Annotated in this window: 8 protein-coding genes; 1 reads left to right on the top strand and 7 read right to left on the bottom strand. The window is 41.5% G+C overall.

Translation table 11 applies throughout. The features are described 5' to 3' along the window. The 5 genes from BPR_RS03900 to BPR_RS03880 form a co-directional block, all read right to left on the bottom strand. Positions 1 to 1,170 (bottom strand): glycosyl transferase 4, encoded by a 1,170-nt coding sequence (locus BPR_RS03900; RefSeq protein WP_013280159.1) that lies wholly within the window; start codon positions 1,168 to 1,170, stop codon positions 1 to 3. Beyond that, complete coding sequence (locus tag BPR_RS03895; protein ID WP_013280158.1) at positions 1,091 to 2,083, bottom strand: glycosyltransferase family 2 protein; 993 nt, start codon at positions 2,081 to 2,083, stop codon at positions 1,091 to 1,093. The genes BPR_RS03900 and BPR_RS03895 overlap by 80 nt, the downstream gene beginning before the upstream one ends. Further along, entirely contained in the window at positions 2,080 to 2,616 is a 537-nt protein-coding gene (locus BPR_RS03890; RefSeq protein WP_013280157.1) for a hypothetical protein, read from the bottom strand. Before BPR_RS03890 ends, BPR_RS03895 begins: the two co-directional genes overlap by 4 nt. Positions 2,617 to 2,630: 14 nt before the next feature. After that, positions 2,631 to 4,334 carry a glycosyltransferase family protein gene (locus tag BPR_RS03885; protein WP_167531142.1) on the bottom strand — a complete coding sequence of 568 codons (1,704 nt, stop codon included), beginning with the start codon at positions 4,332 to 4,334 and terminating at the stop codon, positions 2,631 to 2,633. 117 nt (positions 4,335 to 4,451) lie between these two features. Continuing rightward, a complete protein-coding gene (locus tag BPR_RS03880) occupies positions 4,452 to 5,117 on the bottom strand; it encodes a hypothetical protein (RefSeq protein WP_013280155.1) in 666 nt (221 codons plus the stop codon). Positions 5,118 to 5,402: 285 nt separating this feature from the next. Between BPR_RS03880 and BPR_RS20945 the strand changes: the two genes are divergently transcribed. After that, a complete protein-coding gene (locus BPR_RS20945) occupies positions 5,403 to 7,850 on the top strand; it encodes an HD domain-containing phosphohydrolase (RefSeq protein WP_013280154.1) in 2,448 nt (815 codons plus the stop codon). 725 nt (positions 7,851 to 8,575) lie between these two features. Here BPR_RS20945 and BPR_RS19600 read toward each other — a convergent pair. Together BPR_RS19600 and BPR_RS03860 are read right to left on the bottom strand one after the other, a co-directional pair. Beyond that, the gene (locus tag BPR_RS19600; protein ID WP_013280152.1) at positions 8,576 to 9,442 is read right to left on the bottom strand and encodes a class B sortase; all 867 of its coding nucleotides are present in this window, start codon (positions 9,440 to 9,442) and stop codon (positions 8,576 to 8,578) included. Between the two features lie 48 nt (positions 9,443 to 9,490). Next, complete coding sequence (locus BPR_RS03860) at positions 9,491 to 19,648, bottom strand: Cna B-type domain-containing protein (RefSeq protein WP_013280151.1); 10,158 nt, start codon at positions 19,646 to 19,648, stop codon at positions 9,491 to 9,493. Between the last annotated feature and the right edge of the window lie 244 nt (positions 19,649 to 19,892).

Here is a 19,892-nt window from a genome sequence, read left to right as displayed (position 1 = left end):
CTAAAGCTTGGCGTCTGCTTGACTTATCTCTTGGTTATTGTCAGAGTTATCTTTTATAAATTCTGCTATTGCATCAGCAAGTTTCTGTGGATCCCCACGTTTTACAAAAAAATGCCTGTTATCTTCCACAAATATCTCATGATTGGCTGTTGTATCTCCCAGTATCATTTTCTTATTCATTGCCTCATAGATATAGGCTTTTCCGGGGATTGTTCTGTCTGCCTTTCCAATATTTGGATTAAAATGCCCTGCTATGCACAAATCTGCCTGGGCTATTTTTTTGGCAAGAAGGTTTTGAGGAAGCCATGGGATGATCTCTATGTACGGATTGCTTCTCGCCTTATCAAGGATCTTCCTTGGAATTTCCTTGGTACTTCCGACGTATGTGCATGTTATGTAACGCGGACTGTGATCCTCAATCCCACTATCTGCATTTCCATAGCAATTATTTGTACAACTAACGTTTTTTCCGGCAGCCATGGCAAAGGCATCCAGTACTATATCTGTTCCTTGAAGCGGAAGTCCGCTGCCAAAATATAAGACATTCAGAGATGAACTACTATAAGTCGCCCCATATATCTCTTTATCTGCCTCAAGATATAGCGTTTCAAACTTATCTCTGCCAGCGTCATATAACCGGGACAGGTAATCCGCATTTGCCTTTGTATCAGTAACCACAAGGTCTGCTGCCTCGATAGTCATCTTATCAAGTCTTTTCAAGAGGTGGGAAAGCACTCCGCCATCTGCAAAAAGGTGTCTATCAGAAATCACAGTATCATACAGGGACAAAAACATCTCAGCTACCAGAAACGTTTTATGGCAGGCATCTGATCCATCACCAATCGCAGCACCATTCCTATAACAAGCATCATTCCCGGCTATTTTCTTTTTGACTGCTTTCAATAGAAGCTGGGGCAAAAAGCCTATGATAACCACATCCGCTTCGCGTATATCCATAGAAGAGATCCTGCATCTTAAATCCAATGCCCTTGAAACAGGATTACTTTTTTCCGAACTATAGATTCTGAAAAAGGCAGAATTTTCCTCCAGGATGTGCCTGATCTGACTGGTCCTTATATAGTCTTTATTCTTAACGGTAATATATACGACATTCTTCTTTCTGATCTGGCTTAGAAATCTTGACGCCGTCGTAATACTGTTTTCTTGCATGGTATTGAACGTCCTGTAGGATTTTTCTGTTAGCGCAAATTGTATCTCCGAGAATTCCAATCATCATACATACAAAGCCGATGATGAGCATTGTGCATGCAAAGATCAGGGACTGGATGTGTCCCGCACCTCCGGCGGTAAAAAAGTAATAGAGAAATCTTATCCATATGGCAATAGCCGGAATGGTCGGAAATATTGAAAGGAACAAAAATGCCTTGAGAGGCTTATATACCAGATACGCCCTCAGTATTGTGAGCATTGATGTACGTACATACCCCATCATTGACTTGGCAAGGCGGCTTGGCCTAAGAGCGCAGTTTGTCTCAATCGGAACACTTATGATCGGAATTTTCTCTCTTCCTGCCTGAACTATCGTTTCAAGGGTATATGTATAGTCATTTACCACATTGATCCTCATAGCGGCTTCTCTGGAAAAAGCTCTGAAACCGCTTGGTGCATCAGGTATATCTGTATGTGATGCCTGCCTTACTGCCCAGCTTCCAAGCCTTTGAAGTTTTTTCTTGATCCAGGTAAAATCTTCGGTTTCATCTATAGGTCTTTCTCCGATAACGATGTCAGCCTTCTGCTCCAGAATAGGCCTTACAAGCTTTTCCACATCTTTGCCGCAATACTGATTATCAGCATCAGTATTGACGATTATGTCTGCGCCGTTTTCAAGCGCAACATCAAGACCAGCCATAAAGCCCTTGGCCAGTCCTTTATTCTGGGTGAAGTTAACGATGTAGTTGACTCCCCACTCCTTGGCAACTTTTGTGGTTTCATCACTACTTCCGTCATTAATTACCAGATATTCAATTTCATCGACCCCTTCAATACTCTTTGGCAGATCATCAAGTGTCTGTTTAAGGGTTTCTTCTTCGTTGAAACATGGAACCTGAATTATCAGCTTCATTTGTTATCCTTTTCAACTTCCTTGCTCTTCAAACCGACTATTACAGAAACGACGATACTAACTACTACAAGTACTCCGATCACAATTCTCCAAATGGTAGCATTTCTGCGGCTTCTGGCTTCTCTCCAGGCGTTCTCAATTTCCACGGTATCTCTTTTCTCCGCATTCTTAAGTTCCACCTCGACATCTTCTGCAAGAGCCTGCGCCTGGGCCTGGGCTTCCTCTGCATCTTCGCTGTTAATGCTGCTGACAGGGATATAGAGATTTTCTCCTTTATAAAAGATCTGATACCATCCGTCAGTCTCACCGACAACATATACAGACTCTCCTTTTGAAAAAGCTCTTCCTCCGGTACTTGATTCATCAGGAGTTGCATACGCTCTGGTGTCTTGAGAAAGAGTCATTACCTGTCCCGAAAAGCTTTGCATATCCTGGGAAAAAGATACCCCTTCATCCGCCGCTGCCATAACAGGAACCGCGTTTAACACTAAACAGATGATACAAACTGCCAAACTTAGCAATACTCTTCTCATAATTGTCCCTCTTTTTATTGGTTATAATATAGCCTTAAATGGCCAAGCATCCATTCTTCGTCGTAGTAATCTCTAACCTGTTGGGCGTAGTCCTGGCATTCACAGGTTATGAGTATTGTGTCATCACGAAGATATTCATTTATATCTACGTCAACTTCATCTCCGTTTACTACCTGAATATCCGTATCCCTGCTGCCGAACTGAACCAGCTGTATATAAGGGACTTCTCCCTCATATATATGAACAACCTTTTTATCCGGATACATGTCTGTGACGTCATTTAGAACATCCGCCAGTCTCACATCTTCATATATATAGCTCTGATTCAGGAAAATAAACTTAGTACAGGCAACTACTCCAAGTGACACCTGAATTATCAGAAACAGTGCAACTAAAAGTCTCTGCCTAAAGCGCCTGCACAGGATAATTATCAGGTCCACGACTAATGTAAGCCCTATCTGCAATAGCAGTTCTTTTCTAAAAAAGGCAAAAGTATCTGTAAACGGGTATTCGATAAAATAGCTCATTCCGACCATGGTAAATCCATGAGCATTTCGCATGAACAGGTTATTTTCAGCAATTACCCTGTAAGCTACAAATCCAAGTCCCAGATACATCAAAAGAACTATCGCCATCCCAAGGTATGTCTTTTCCCCTGAGAGCATCTCTTCAAATCCCAGAACGAATAATATCGGAATAAAAAAATCTATGTATCTGCCATGAAGGAAGTTATCAAGTCTGTCTGCTTCCGGCGCCGAAGCACCATTTAAATATACAAGTGCCACCAGAAACTGAAAAACTATTATCAACAAGATATATATCCACAAAAAGTCTGTGTAAGAAGCTTCTCTTTTCCTGATCCTGCCAAAAGAACTGACAAATTTTCGAACGCAAAGCGCTATTCCAAAATACGCTGTTCCAAAGGTGGCAAGTCCTAAATAGAGCACTTTTCCGCATATATCTTTTACCAAATATGTAAAGCCCTGAAGGCTTATTATCTTCTTAATTCTGTAAGCCAGCCCTGAGTAATCGTTCCAACTCAGGATGTCGCTTGATGTTCTGTGGTACAGGATCTGAATGATCTTATCTTTTAACAGAAATGTTCCTGCAAAAAGAGCTATCACCAGTGCGATCAGTATCCATATCCTGTAGCCTTTGCGTGTATGATTTTTGGTGCGGGCCACAGCCCAGATGATGATTGTAATGAGCCCTGCAGCTATGGTTCCGATACATCTCATATGAACCATATACAGGTAGACGAGCAAAATTGCGTACAAAATTCCGAATAAGACGCCAGGCTTTTTGACAAACCTAAACATCAGATAAATCGATAAAATAAGACCAAAGTACAAAAGAGCTTCCGCCATGGTTGTGTTGACGTAGAACATCCAGGCGGGGTATAACGCAGCAATAGCTGCAATAATTGCAAGGACATTTCTGTTCTCCTCAGGAAAAAGTTCCCTTGCTATGAGAAACAATAAGACCATTGACAGACATTGCAGCACAAGATTGAGTATGATTGCAGCTCTATATGTAGTTATCGCATTATGGAATAATAATAGAATCGGGACTAAAAGAACACTGTATCCGTAAGAATAATACGAACCAAGTCCCGTTATCTCTGACCAGTCATAACCCAGAATAGCGGCTGCCGGCGACCAGTAACCGAACTCGTCCGGAAATGCAGAAAACCCAAAAATACCTAAAATTCCATACATACATATAGCAACAGCTATACTCATCCCCAAAAGTAAAAATATGTTATTTTTTAAAAGCAAGAAGCAGTCTTTGTGGGACTGCTCCTTACTTCTATCTAAACTCTTATTATCCATTAATTAGTAAGCGATAACTGCATATGCAGCAAGTCCACCTGTAATAGGGAATGTAACAGTGTTAGGGTTGTCATCTGTATCCTGAAGGATTTCTGTTGCTCCACCAGGAAGAACCTTAACTACTGCAAGAGTTCTGCCACCAGCGTTCTTAACAGCGATTGTTGTAGGAACTGTTACGCCTGCTGGAAGATCGCTGAACTTACCGCCTGCCATCTTACCAAGGTCGATATTAACAGCGTCAAGAACTGTTGCGCCTGCTGCTGCAGCTGCTGCATTGAATGATGCGTAAGCTGCCGGGCTCTTCTTAGCTGTAATCTCATATGCTTTAACATATGGAGCTTCATTAGAAGCAAGTCCTGCTGCGGCCTTAATTGTGTTTGAAGCCTGTCTGAGAACTACACCAGCAATAGCTGCTGTCTTAGGAAGTGCAATTGCTCCAGCTACATCTGATTTAAGTGTTGTTCCAGCGATAACTACCGGCTTTGTAGCTGATACTACTTCCTCGAATGGGTCCTCTGTCTGAGGCTCACTCTTTGTTTCTACTGTCTTCACCTCTTCCTTGGCTGGCTCTGAAGACTTTGTTGTCGGAGTTGCTGCACTAGCACTTATTACGGAAGCAGCCATAAGTGTAGTAGCAAGCATTGTCGCAAGTACTTTCTTAATTATCATTATTATCGTCTCCCTTCGTTAAATGATGTTATGTACCTTACGGGATACCAATTATTGGCAACTCAAATCCCGCGACTAGAATTAATTATATGATATTCAAAATATCATTCAATAGAGAAACGTTATTTTATATTTCTTTAATGATTGTACCCAATTTATTTATAAACCATATTGTCAAAATAATTATCGAAATACTGATACATTTTAGTTTTATTTAATATTATTAATAGCAGTTTTAGTACATAATGGAATAGAAACGAGCAACATTTTTATGAGGATGGCATAATGGTAGTTGATAATTTTGAAAATGTGCTAACCCTGCTTGCTGCTATTCTGGGGCTTTTGGGATGTCTTTTTAAATATATCAAGACCCCAAAGCGTTGGTACTGGCTGCTGATAACTTTCTTTCTTGCTGATTTTCTAAGTGATTATTACTGGACAATATATTCTCTAGTTATGGGTTCGTATCCGGAAGTATCTGAGTTTCTGGCTTATTTTGGTTGGAATTTAGGATACTTTGTTCTCGTGTTTGCTGTTCTATGCATTCGTTCAGATGAAGCCAAATGTTTTTTCCATCCTCTCATTCTATGGCCATTTCTCACTAACATCATTCAGTTCACTCTGTATATCCAATACGGCGGTATATTCAACAATCTGTGGCAGGTAGGAACTACTACTATCACTATGGTCCTGTGCATGCAGGAAATAATGTACTATGTATGCAACAGAAAAAAAGGTGCGGAATTCCCTCATTTTTCAATAATTGTTTTATTGTTCCTGATCTCCGAATACGGTATGTGGACTGCATCATGCTTTACATGGGAAAACGATTTTGCTGATCCTTATCCTTACTTTACTATATCCAGTTCTGTACTGATGATCCTGTTTGCATGGGCTGCGGGCAAGCACTTTAATAAAGAGACTTCTGCTGATTCCGGAAACGAGCTTGCTGAATTCAGATATCAGATGCTGTTTCAGGCAATCGTTTCTGTCCTTATCTGCGGCGCATCCATTGGCGGCTATATTCTTTCTATCGTATTAAAAAATACTCTTCCCGCCATGCAGCTTGGAACTACGGCTTCCGACAGGATCGTTGTAATGCTGTTTGTCATCTCCGTGTCATTATCTCTTCTGGTCCTGCTCCTGGTATATGTGATAGACCATCACTACGCCAAAGTCAGGAACAAGAAGCTTGATATGGACTCTGCAAGGCGAAGCCGCTTCAGCTTTATCTTTACGATCATCATCACCTTTTCTCTAATGCTATTTGTAGTTGTCTATAACACAAGGCTTCTATATAATGCGTCTGTCACTGAGATCAATGAAGATGCCAAGGACGTAGTCAAGTCTACAGCTGCAGAGCTTGAGAATTACATTTCTGTTGCCAAGACTACTCTTCGAGTTGTCGCAGATACAGTAGAGCTGATGGATCAAAGCGGCGCGTCAACAGAAGATATTTACAAATATATAACTGACCAGACCAAAATACAGTCCCATCAGTTTGATGAGAACTTTACGGGTATCTATGCCTATGTTAACGGAGTCTTCATGGATGGGTCCGGATGGATCCCGCCAAAGGGGTATAACCCTGAGGAAAGAGACTGGTATAAGACTGCAATTGCAGCTAATGGTGAGATTGCAATTGTATCTCCTTATCTTGACGCCCAGACCGGAGATATAGTCATTACTTTTGCCAAAAGCTTTGGAAGAGAAGCTTCTGGTCCGTCCGAGCACTTGCATGATGTTGTATGCCTTGATGTTAAGGTCAATCACATTCAGGAAATCGCAGAGCAGATAAGTGTTGCCGGAAAAGGGTATGGAATGGTGCTTGATCAGGATGGATTCGTGGTTGCTCACAAGGATATTACAAAGCGCGGCAGTATGAGCCGGGATATTTTTGAGAACAATATCATAGGTTTTGGTAAGGGACAGTTTGATACAGTTATTGATGGCAAGCAGAGTACTCTTTTTGTACATGCCATCATGGAAAAATGGGTTGTGATCATTGCTGTCAACAACGCAGAGCTCCTTGAAAGTGTTCATTCGCAGCTTGCAGTTAATATTCTGATATCCATTATTATTTTCGTTCTGATCCTGTTCTTCTATTACTTTGGTTACAAGATTGAGCAGCACAATAACAAGAAGGTTGCAGAGCTGAACATGGAGGTGGTAAGTGCACTGGCAGAGGCAATTGATGCCAAAGATGCTTACACTAACGGTCATTCCTCGAGAGTTGCGAGGTACACCAAAATGATTGCTGAGCAGCTGGGTTACTCCGAAGGTGAGCAAAATGAGCTGTACATGATGGGACTTCTCCATGATGTAGGTAAGATTGGTGTCCCCGATAGTGTCATAAACAAGCAAGGTAAACTAACTGACGAAGAATACGAAATGATCAAAACTCATCCTGTAATAGGTGGCAAAATATTAGAGAGTATCAAAGAAAACCCGCGGCTCTCCATAGGTGCAAGGTGGCATCATGAGCGCTATGACGGCACCGGATATCCCGACGGCCTTGCCGGAGCAGAAATACCCGAAGAAGCCCGTATCATCGCAGTTGCAGATGCCTACGACGCCATGACCAGCACCCGTAGTTATCGTGGTGTCATGCCCCAGGCCAAGGTCCGCGAAGAAATCGCCAAAGGAATCGGCACCCAGTTCGATCCCCTCTTCGCAGGAATCATGCTCGGCCTCATCGACCACGACGAAAACTACACCATGCGCGAAAAATGATCCTCCCTTGCCGCAGCTCTAAGGTAGCCCTCACAGTTTCCGGATAAATACCTGCCTTCCCAGGGCAAGGAGCCAAGCGACATTCATGGAAGTATTTTTGAGTTCTGTGTATGTCCTGCTATATTCATTAGGTTCATGGATGGCATATTAAGAATCCCGCTTCGGTTCAACATGTCTGAGCCTCCGGGCAGCTTTTGCTTGCACCATTCCCCCTGCTCGTCACTGACAAATGCAGATTTTCTCAGATGTTTCCGCATTTTTTCTTTTATTGATGCATGCTCAGCAAAACTTGCAGGACGGACAGAATATCTACTAAATGAAAATGACATATGATGCGTAGCATCTATAAAAAGAGACGGAATCGTTCTTCCAAGCAAGCTTGGAGAAGACGGTTCCGCCTCTTTTTAATACGCTCGCAAAGCGAGCTATGTCATTTTCATAATAAAAAACATAATTTCCGTCCTGCTTCAGACAGTGCTTCGCATGCATCGTGAAAAAATGCTATGGAAACATTAGAAAATCGCATTTGCCATCTCAGACTCGCATGGGAAAATGGCTGCTGCGCCAGTGCTGCCGGAGGCGAGTTTTGAACCGAGGGATTCTTTGATGCCATCCATGAACCAATGAATACCCGGACAGGAGCCGAGGAAAAAAACTTCCAGAATGAGCGAAGGCCACCTTGCCCCGGGAAGGCAGGGGCTACTGCAAACTGTGAGTGGCAGGGGTTAGTAGGCGGCGAGGCCGAGGACTACCATTCTGTTGTCGCTTCCTGAGTATTCGCAGGTTGAGAGCATGACTAGCTGGGCTGTATTGGTGCCTAGAGCCTGGGAAAAGAGGGCCTGGAGGGCTTGGGTTTCTGCAGGAGTAAGGTTTAGGATTGATTTATCGAGGGACTGGTTGAATAGGGCCTGGAGGGAAGTCTGGTCGTTATTTGTAAGGGCATCGAATAGTGTGTCATCGAAGATGTCTTCGTAGTCGCCGTAGTAGGCTGAGAAAACTGCATAGTGTATTCTGCCCTCAGGTGTATCTATAGTAAATTCAGGGTTCTTATGATAGTAGTCCGGGTTTTTGTATTCTAATAGGGGATGGAACATACTTCCATCTTTCCTGTTGTGGCCGTAAATTATGGTCAGAGGGCTTACAAATGCCGGTCCACCATTTGCATCTGCAAAAAAGCATCCCACACTTCCATTACTTCCATCAAAGCGGTGCTCCAGATAATAGTCATTATTATCTGTTTGAACTACAGGTCCATCAATGTTTTCACCGCAGGCTGTTATCCAGCCTGCGGTGTCCTTATTGATAGTATTGAGCACATTAAAGTCAATTACTGTCTCTTCCATAATTCTTGAGGAATCACTATTTTCGGCACTTAAATTCCCATCAGAACCTGCTCTTTTAGGGGCAATGCCGCTTTGCGCACCAGAAAGATCTTTTTTATAGGCAAGATCTCTGATATGCTGATTATCCTTCTGATCAGAGGCATAGCCTGCCATGATGGCCGCAATAGCTCCGCCGACAACAAGGATTCCAATCCCCAGAAGTGCCAGTATTATCTTTAAAATTTTCTCTTTAATAAGATCATTTTTCATGCTTTATTCTCATTATTGTCTTGCATCACTGACATGTTCTATATCTACTCATATCATCTTATCTTTTCTGCCCTTATTTTTCCTGTAAATAACATAGACAGCTATAAAGGCAAGAATCAGAATTACCAGAACTACTACAAGGAGTGTTAATGGAGTATCATCTCCTGTTCGAACTCCCTTATGAGCTGCGTCGTTACTTTGGTCATTATTCTGAGCATTACTCTCATCATTACTCTGAGCATTGCCAGAAGCTAACGCGCTACCGTTTTGGTCATCCTGAGGAGCTTCATTTACCTGTGTTGTAGCATCTGTATTTCCACTCTCAGAATCTGATACAGGCGTTGTTACGGATGTATCTATGCTTTCCTGTGAAGTAGAGTTGTTATTGTCATTTTCTGGTGACGGAGTACTTGCACTACCATTATCACTTCCAGGTGTCGTATTTCCAGATGTTGGAGTACTACCGCTTCCAGTTGTAGGAGTTGTAATATTACCTGTTTCTGGAGTCGTTGTGTTACCAGTTCCCGGTGTTGGCGTATTTCCATTTCCAGGGACAGGAAAACTTCCCGGTACATTATTTCCAGGTGTAGGAGTGTTTCCATTTCCAAAAGATGGAAGATTTGTATTACCCTGCGGATTCGGAATTGGAATATTGAACGGTGGCAGGTTAATTACAGGGTCTTCCGGCTGTACTACAGGCACGAACTGTACCTCAACAAGGGTTCTAAGTGGCATTTTACTAGCTTCGCTTGCAAGGGTAATAACAACAGATCCCTGCAGGATAGTTATGACATTAAATGAACTGTCCACATTTTCAAAAAGAGGTGACCATGCTGCCTTAAAAGCTTCAATATACTCAGCATCTATAGTTCTTTGTCCATCGCTATCACTGTCGCTATCGATAGGCTCGTAGGCTATTTCGCCATTTATCAGCTTAAGCTTTCCTACATATGGATATTTTTTGCCGCTTTCCTCGTCAGTGTACAGATATCCGCTGATTGACTGTCTGTGAGGATCATCTGCTAATTTGTCTCCGTCATTCCACCAGTTAATAGTAAGTGAATCAGAATAGGTGTAGCCTTTTTCTTCATCAGGTCTGAATTCTACAGACATGGCATCCTGGATAAACTCTGTACTATCATCAACATAATCAGCTTCATCTATATCTTCTTCACTATTTACGCTCTTACTACCTGTATATGTCTTAACTTCGCCGCCCCTGATGTCGTTTCCTTCTTCATCCTGAACAGGTTCGGTTGTATTGATAATTCCAAGGTCGCGTGATGGGTCATAATCCAGCTCATTTGTAATAGTAGTCACAAAAAGAGCTGCATTAGTATAATTATGGTCATACTCTGCTATATAATCGCCACCTCTGTAAATAGTAGTTTCCTGCGTATCATCTGCTATAACAGCATCATCTCCGACCTTAACTTCTATTGCGCGGTATCTGAAAATAAGATTATCTTCTACATTTCCATCATATTTGGGAAGATTATTAAATACCTTAGACCACTTATTTCCATCACCGGCTGCCACATAGCTATTATCAATATCCTGAGTATCAAAGTCACTCCAAGTCTGTCCGTTATCAGATGATCTTTGGATAGAAACTGTTATTTTCTCAGGTCTAAGACCATATTTGTCATCATCATCTTCCCAGTTTTTCTCGACTCTTAGAGAAACAAATGAATCTACTGCAGAATTGGTGATAGTTGTTGCATCTCCATCAGCCGCATAATTAGTAGTGTAATAGTTCTTGAGGATAAGGCCGTTATTATAGGTAGCATCTATATCCTCAGTAACAGAATAAGCCATATCTGCTAAAGAAGCTACTCCACTGCCGTAGACATACTTAGGAAGGCCTGCAAAGGTATAAGTCCAGGTGTTTCCATCTGCACTTACTGCAGCTCTTACATCAAAGTCAGCACTTGTCCCTGTAGCTAGTCCGCTTTCGCTGAGGGTGACCGCTCTGTCAGCAAATCTGCCCTGTCCGCTTACACTTAGAGTTATAGCGGAAGGTCTTTTGCCTCTTCTATTGCTGTCATCATCCCACACCTTAACTACAGTGATATCCTTGGTGATAAGTGTATTGGTTATAGTTGTCTTATTATCAGCATCTGTTAAAAGAGTTGAACTATATCCAACAGGTTCATACTCTTCGCCACTTGCATCACATTCAACAAATCTGTATTCATATTTTGTTGCTTTACTGCTGTAGGTTCTTTTATAGGCAGGAAGAAGGCTTAAGCTTGCGCTCCAGGAACCGCTAAGAGTTACTATAGCCTTTTCACTTCCCTTGCCACTCTTTATCTTGCCTGCTGCCGTTACATTTTCAGGAATATCCGCCCAGGTTACATCTGCGTACTCTGTGCCTGCAGTATCCACTTCTTTTCTCTGAAGCTTAACATTTACGCTTCCTGGCCTTGTTCCGAATATATTGTCATTATCAGACCACTCTTTTTTCACAGATGCACTTGTATATGGCGTTCCCATAACAGTAACAAAAAAGTTTCCTGATGAAATACCCGCATCTGTATGCTGAGTAGCATCAACAGGCACAAGTCCTGTAGAAGGCCAGTCACCCGTTGCTGACAGATACTGAGTCTTATAACTGCTTGGCATAGTAGCTTTTATGTAGTAGACAATAGAATTTCCGTCACTATTGTACTCAGGAAGTCCTGTAAATGTGCCTGAAGGAGCATCATCAGTAAGAGTAAGAGAGCTTCCGTCAAAATTGAGCTTAGCTAAAGAGCCTGTGTTTGCAGGTACTCCCGCTGCTGCAGTTCCGCTTCTAAAGTTGGAGCTGTAGAGACCAATCGCTACTCCTGAATGTGATGTTTCCTCATCATTCCAGTATCTGTTAACGTTTATTCTGTTAACACTCTTAATTAGACTGTTTTTGATAGTTGTGACATACAAAGTCGGTTCATCTGTATTAACGTTATGCTCTACCTGATATGAGCCGATTCTGTAAGCATTATTCTGGCTAACAGGTCCTGTTGGAGTGCCTGCACTATCAGCGATGCCGCTCTTTCCAATATTGATTTCTACTGCTCTGTATAAATACCTATCGTTATCAGTAGCACTTCCATAGTATTTAGGCAGGTTTTCAAAGGTTGTAACCCACTTGTTGCTATCTGAAGGATCTGCTGATGAACTTGTAATTACTCTTGAAGCCACATCAGTCCAGTTATTACCATCCTTGGAATTCTGGATCATGATTGTTACAGAAGTCTGCCTGAGTCCGTATTTATCTGACTCATCATCCCAGATTTTCTCAACCTTTAACTTGGTTACTGCATTGTCAGAATCAAGCTGGTTTACAATCTTAACTGATTTTGAACTTGAAATATCAGTAATATCTGTAGGGTTATAAACCTTGTAGTTTCCCACAGAAACAATATCGACAAACTTATCTGTATCCTCTTTGCCAGTTCCATTCTGTTTCCAGATGACACTCTGGGATGCATTTGCATTCTGAGCTTCAGGTAGTGGTACATCTAAAACTACTTCTGCTTCGTTAGATTCTGTTGTGACTATCTGAGTTTCTCTTATTCTGTACTGGTACTTATCACCGGCTCTATAGCTGTCAGTAGCATCTTTGGCCGCAACGGGAAGATTTGATATGGTTGTCTTCCAGCTGCCATTTTTATCAAGTGAAAAGGTCTGATAAGTGCCTTGGGATTCGTTATCATCGCCTCCTCCATAAGGCATCCAGGTTCCACTATTGCCAATTCTATAGTCAACCTTGAATCTGATAAGTCCCTCTCTCATGCCATAATCATTACTGTAGTCGTCCCATCTCTTAGAGACACTTATATTTCCCTTAAGAGAATTTTTCAGGATGTTACTGCTACTGTTACTGATATTGAGTGTCAGGTTGCTATCGTTCTGGTCACTTACAGCATTACTTGCAATGGCTGAAATAACAGATTTATCCTCTTTGTAGTTTGCTTTAACAAAATCTGAATTCAGTTTTTCTTTTACGCTATAGGTATAGAGATTACCGTTTGCAGAATACACTGGCACAGGGCTATTAAACCTGATTGTGTAATCCCACTTATTGCCCTGACCGTCGCTTGAAGGTGTAACAGAAATAACTGTAAAATCTGTTCCCTCAGTAAAAGTCAAACCATTCTTATTATCTTTGCCGGCCTGAGAAGCAGCAGTTGCTGTAACCTCAAAAGTCAAAGCTCTCTTTGTTATATCAGCATCTGTCTCATTTGATAGCCCCGTGCTGTCAGGAATAAGGGATGCGTATGCACTGTTCCACTCAGCTGTAAATGTAATAGTGTCAAAAGCTAATGTGTTGTAGGTATTTGTAAATGTTGCAACCTTCTTATTATCAGGATTCTCAGAATTTACATTGTTAAGGTATATTCCATTATTTCCAAAAGCAAGACCTGTAAAACCTTCCTGATTATTAGCTTTTACCTGGGTCTTAATGCTGCCATCACCAGTTGCTGTCACACTAAAGCCCGGCATATCATCTGTCATCTCAATAGCATAATAAGCATAGAGCTTACCACTTGGAGCAAAAATAGGCATATTAAGCCATTCAGCCTTAAATGAATCGCCGTCGCTTCTGGCTATTATCTTCTCATCAACAAGCTCTGATGCACCCATATTGAACACAGCAGTTGATGTATTAGGGGTTACATTATCGAAATTACCGTCATCATAGTTACCATCGGTATCAAGCTCTGCCCTGTATAGCCTTACAGTTGCCTTGGCATCATTCTCAGCATCAAACTTCTTGCTACCCTCCCAGTTAACTGTAACTTCAAAATTTCTCCTGTTTCTGGAATTAGAAATCTTGTAAACATTTGTAAGGTCGGCTGTGTTGTCAGAATAGCTTGGCACCATGATCTCAGCCGGAAGTTCATGTTCATACTTGTTGTAGATTATCTCTCGAACACTGTACTTGTACAAAAATCCCATTTCATCGTATTTAGGGAATTCTACATATACAGGATTTCCGCTTTCATCGAATGTACCAAATATAAACATAGACTTGGCCTCATTAAGCCCCTGCGGAGACTTAGAGCCATCACCTGAAGCTATCTCTTGAACTGACTTTTGGAAATAAGCATCTTTCCTGTCTTCAAGCCTAGTTACCCCTGATATATCAGGAACCTTATTTGAGTCGTCATAATCACTTTCTCTAAACAGGTAAATATATGCATTTGGAAGATTTTTAGCTGTAATTCCCTCAGGAACATCGAGCCAGAGCTTACGTCCTTCAATCTTGATTGTATCCTTGATCCCGATAACTGCAAAGCTATTCTCTTTGGTGTACTGACTAGTCTCAACTCCATCTTTTACCTTGAGATAATTGGTTCCATTGACAGGTATAACCTCAAGTGAATCTGTATCATGCAAAGATCCATTTTCGCCCATACCAAAATCATCAGTATAGTTATCCACTATGTAATTGGAAGCAGCATTATTAAGAGTCAGTGCCACATAGTAGCTGTAGACAGTTCCGTTTGCATCAGCAGAAGGCAGTCCTCCAAATATAGCCTTCTGGATATACTTGTTGCCGCTTTCCACATCATCCCAACGCTCTGTGTACTCGCCGGTATAAGGTTTAAGCTCTCCTTCATCTCCAACCTTGTAGTAAAGGGTGAAATACACGTCAGGTCTGACATCGCTCTTTGCCGGATCATTCCATACCAGGTAGAAAGGAACTTCTGCCCTCTGTCCTGCTGCCATATTGGTGTATTCATAATTATCCTGAATCAGCAGTTCAGCAAACTTCCTGTTAAGCGCTGCATCTGCTGCGAGAAGCTCATATGAAGTATCTTCCGTGAATTTATCAACCACATACCCTGTTGTGGTTGTCTCAGTTGTGGCATTTATCTTAACTTCTTCATTGGAATCAGCAGCAGTTTCTGCCTCTCCATCAGCAAGAACCTGCTCGCCACTTGTATAAGTTCCCTTGCAGATATACTCCTTGACGCTATACTGATAGCTCTGCCCGTTTTCATCATAAGCAGGGTAATACGCTCCATTGTTACTAAAGAAAGCTTTCAGAGCATCTCCGCTTGTAAGAGTGTTGTTATCATCCGGTTTGTAGGTAGGTATATCGATATAGGCTAATTCTTTTTCGCTTCCATTTTCTTCTCTGAAAAGAGCTACTCTCAGAAAGTCTCCTCTGAGCTTAAGAGCATTTTCGGAATCCTTCCATACTTTGATAAATTCAAAAGCTCTCTTGGCAATTCTTGTATTAGTAATGGCAAAAGAGTTCTCGCCCTTAGTAATCTGAACTTTATAGCCGGGTCTGCTTAAATTCCCCTGACTTCCGGTAGTAGCACCTATATAGCCACCTGTAAGAACCTGGTCGCTATCAAAGTTTAAATCTGTCATCACTCTGTCATAAGAGCCGGTTGCCTCATTATAAAGGCTCTCTCTTATACTGATCCCGGCTGCTTTATCTTTGTCAATCCAAATGCGCTCAGAATAATTATTTGAAGCTTTCAGATAGAGAATATAGGGCTTACCGTTCTCGTCATCTATAGGATTAAATTCTCCACCAGCGTCATAGGTTCCAAATTCCACCATGATATCAGTTCTCTGGAAAAGATCTCCCTCATCCTTCCAGATCTTATTGACATCAAATCTCACCTTATTTCCGTCAGATGCTGTATAGTTTTTGGCAGTAAGCTCGATCTTTTTGCCGGAAACATTTATAAAGTACTCTTTTCCAAAACTCTGGCTTGTTGTAACGCTTTCCTTAATTGTATAAGTGTACTGTTCTCCATCTTCTGCATAAGCCGGAACTATGATAGGAGCAGATGTCCATGTATACTTGCTTCCGCTTCCTTCTATCTCATAGATTTCTTCATTTTTGGCTCTTACGAAGCTATCGCTTCCAGTGATAGTTAAACTGCCTTCGCCTTCTGTCTTACTATCTGAGTCAGTAGCTTTCTGCATAGTGACAGTTGCGTAAACCTCCGATTTATCAGAGCGATAAATATCAAAGGTTACATTGCCTGTCTTATCCTCAGAAGTTCCAATTCCCCAGTCACCATCCCATATCTTCTTAAGGGTTAGCTCCTTGGTTCCATAAAGTTTGTTAGTGACTACAGCTTCTGCTGATTCTGACCCATCTGTCATATTTAGGTTCATCTCAGAAACAGCCTGATATGTATACTCACCAAGCTCAAAAACGGCACTATAAACTCCGTTTTCCTCAGTCCACTCATCAGAAACCCAGTTGCTGACCTTGCTTCCGGAAACCACAGTCTTTTCAATTACTCTTAGGTCATAGCCTCTTCCAAGACCGTCGTATAAGTCCTGAACGCCAAACACTCCTGTGACTTTCTTTTTGCCTGAAGAAAAGCCTTTTAGAACAACTTCGTTGTCGGTATCTATCCAGTTTCCATCCACTTTTTTCTGAAGGGCGAACGTGCTCTCAGAGCCCACATAGTCTGCTACAGAGGAAGACTTCCATATCTTGGTAACAGAAGGGGCAACCTTGGTACTTCTGACATTGCATATAAGACCACCGTTTTCAGCTGCTTTATCTGTTGAGGTCCCGTCAAATGCCTCATCTCCGTTATGATATATAGTCTTGTAGAGTTCAGAATTTGACACCTCTGTCACATAATAAATGTATCTGTAACCCATCTCATCATATTTAGGAAATGTATCTGACTGACCTGTCGCAAAATTATCCTGCGTAATAGAGATAGTGTTATTATCTACATCCCCGGCATCAGCCTGTGTGAGCTTATAGGTGTATTGTCTGGCGTCCCTGGTTACAGGTGCACCATCGGTGATGCCTTTATTTACGGGATATCTCCACAAATACAGAGTTATTCCCTTTTCTATAGCGGTCTTTCTCCTGGCTATGCTGACATCATCATTTCCGTCATACCATGCCTTGGTAAAAGAAAACTCTGCATCCGCCATAACTGTCGCATATATTTTCTGGCCGGAATAGCACTTATCAGTTTCTGAACTGACTTCACCGTTATCGTAAATAAATTTATAGGATACTGAGTCATTCTCATTCATGTTCATTACATATGGATTCTGTCCTATAACAGTGTAATAAACGATGGCATCTCCTCTTGCAGTATAAAGAGGAAGCCCTGAAATATCATAATTCCAGATCTCCTGATCTGCACCCTGAGTCTTTTCCCACTTTATAATGTAGGGAGTCGTAACCTCTTTGGCAGTATCGTCTCCAGCCTTCATATAGAGCTTCATTCCGGCAGTATCATATAATGTATTTCCTGTTGGCATAGATGGAATGCTTATTTCTCTGGTATCCGCTCTCCAAATGATGCTACCTCTGACACCATCAGTGAATTCAAGAGATATTTTGGATGTACCGGTTCCAGATATAGGAAGATATCCCTCGCTATTTAGACCAGCTGCCTTATAATATGCCTTTCTGTCAGTTCCATCATCAAGAAAATCATCACTTAGCTTTATATACCATTCGTATTCAGTTCCCTGAGAATTACTCTTAGGAAGCTTACTAAATGATACGTTCCAGGTGCTAAAGGATGATGAATATATAAGAGGCTTCTCACTACCTGCTGACACAAGTACAAGAGAGTCAGAATCCACAGGCATATATGAATCGCCATTTTTATAAAAGAGAAGAATTTTGCCAGCAATTTCTGAAGATTTGCCCTCCATAATAGAAGATCCGTCAGAATATGGACGCATCCCGGCAAAGTTACGGTTATCCTGCCAGTCTATGCTAAATGATGGACTTACAAGATCCAAAATATCATTTTCAACAGTTACCAATCTGGTACTCCAGGAAGCGTCATTGTCATCTTTTACCGGAGATAGAATAATAAGGTCGCCTTCTCCGCTTCCCTGCTTGGGTGTGTATCCATTTACCGTTTCAACCATCACACCATAAAAGCCTGAAGGCATACTGTAGCTGCCATTTCCGCCCTTGGTAACGTCACCTGTCCCGCCGATTATGTATGCAGGAATTCCTGTAATTGTGCAGTCCGCATAGGCTGATGATCCACCGGCATTGGATGTTAAACTTGTCATTCCAAATTCCATGGATAAAAGAGAAAACATTTCCTTACTAACGTTTTCTCCGCTCTTCACATTATCTTTAGATATATTTCCAAATACGGTGAGTTTAACTTTGGAAGCAGAATTTACAAGTGAGGCATCACTGAAGTTTACTCTGATTGTCTGGTTAAAAGTCTTACCGTCTGCTTTTTCTATATAATCAACTTCTTTCTCTTCTCCATTTATAGTAATGATCCATGGAGAAAAGCTTCCGGCTTCAAACTCAAATTCGTCGTTTGAATTTATCTGAAGATCATATTCTTCCTTATTGCCATCATCTAATATATGTATAAGCTTAAGTTGCTTACCACGAAGTGAATCTATATCAAGTCCTGAAGGAGGGGCTATTGTCACCTTAACTGTTCCGTCAGGCTCTATTTTCTTATTATCTAAAGAGAGTGTAATATCAAATGCACATACGACGTTTTCGTCTGTATTTCCGATAAGCTCGCGAGCTCTTTCATCGGAAATTGGGTCTACTGTAAGGACACTTCCCTGTGGAAGCTTACCTTCAACTTTGACATTTCCGCTTCCACTCTCACTTTCAAGGGTCATCTGCTCTTTTACAGGTGTAGCGTCAGTATCTTTCTTTGCCGGATTTTTTTCGCCGGACTTATCTTCACCTTTGAGAGATTCTTCTCCATCCTTTACAGGCTTTCCATCCGGTGTTATAGGCTTTCCATCCTGATCGAGTAGAATGTCCTCTTCACTGCCGCTTTTGCCAGTTTTATCTATAGGGTTGCCATTTTTGTCAGTAGACTTCTGTCCATTACCGTCTAGGTTACCATTTGCATCAGAAGACTTCTGTCCATTACCTTCCTCATTAAGTGGGGTATTCCCACCATTATTAAGATTCTCATCTATTACAGGAGGATTACCATTTCCCGTAGAAGGCTCTTTTTCAACTTTGCCTTCACCCTTTTTATCAGGATTTTCTCCTTCACCATCTTTATTTAATTCATCTGGTGGAATTTGAGTCTTGGACGGGTCTAAGATTTCTTCATTTGGGATTTTGTTTTCCGGATCCTGAACAGTTTCCTCTACATCTTCAGGAATTGGATCATAAGCCAACGTACTTACGTTACTGCTGGAAATCACCATTACCATCGCCAGCACTATTGATATTACTCTGAAATAAAATTTACTCACTACTAAGCTCCTCTGAAAGAATATATTGTATACAATTCATTTAAAGCAAGATGTTATTCTATCCAAAAGTATATAACCTAGCAATCGTAAATTTGCACAAAAACTAATGGTCTAATAAACTTTTCGTTTTCTATTCACTTATTATTCATTGTTTTTTTAATTAATTCATAAATAAAATCCTTTCGGTTGTCGTAGGCTCCTCCCACTGCCCTTGGGCGGTGGGAGGAGCCTTGTAAATTCGTAG

Origin of the sequence: Butyrivibrio proteoclasticus B316, assembly GCF_000145035.1 — a bacterium.
In the GTDB taxonomy this organism is placed as follows: Bacteria; Bacillota; Clostridia; order Lachnospirales; family Lachnospiraceae; genus Butyrivibrio; species Butyrivibrio proteoclasticus.
Note: the sequence above shows the minus strand (reverse complement) of the source record. Positions and strands in the feature narration are given on the sequence as shown.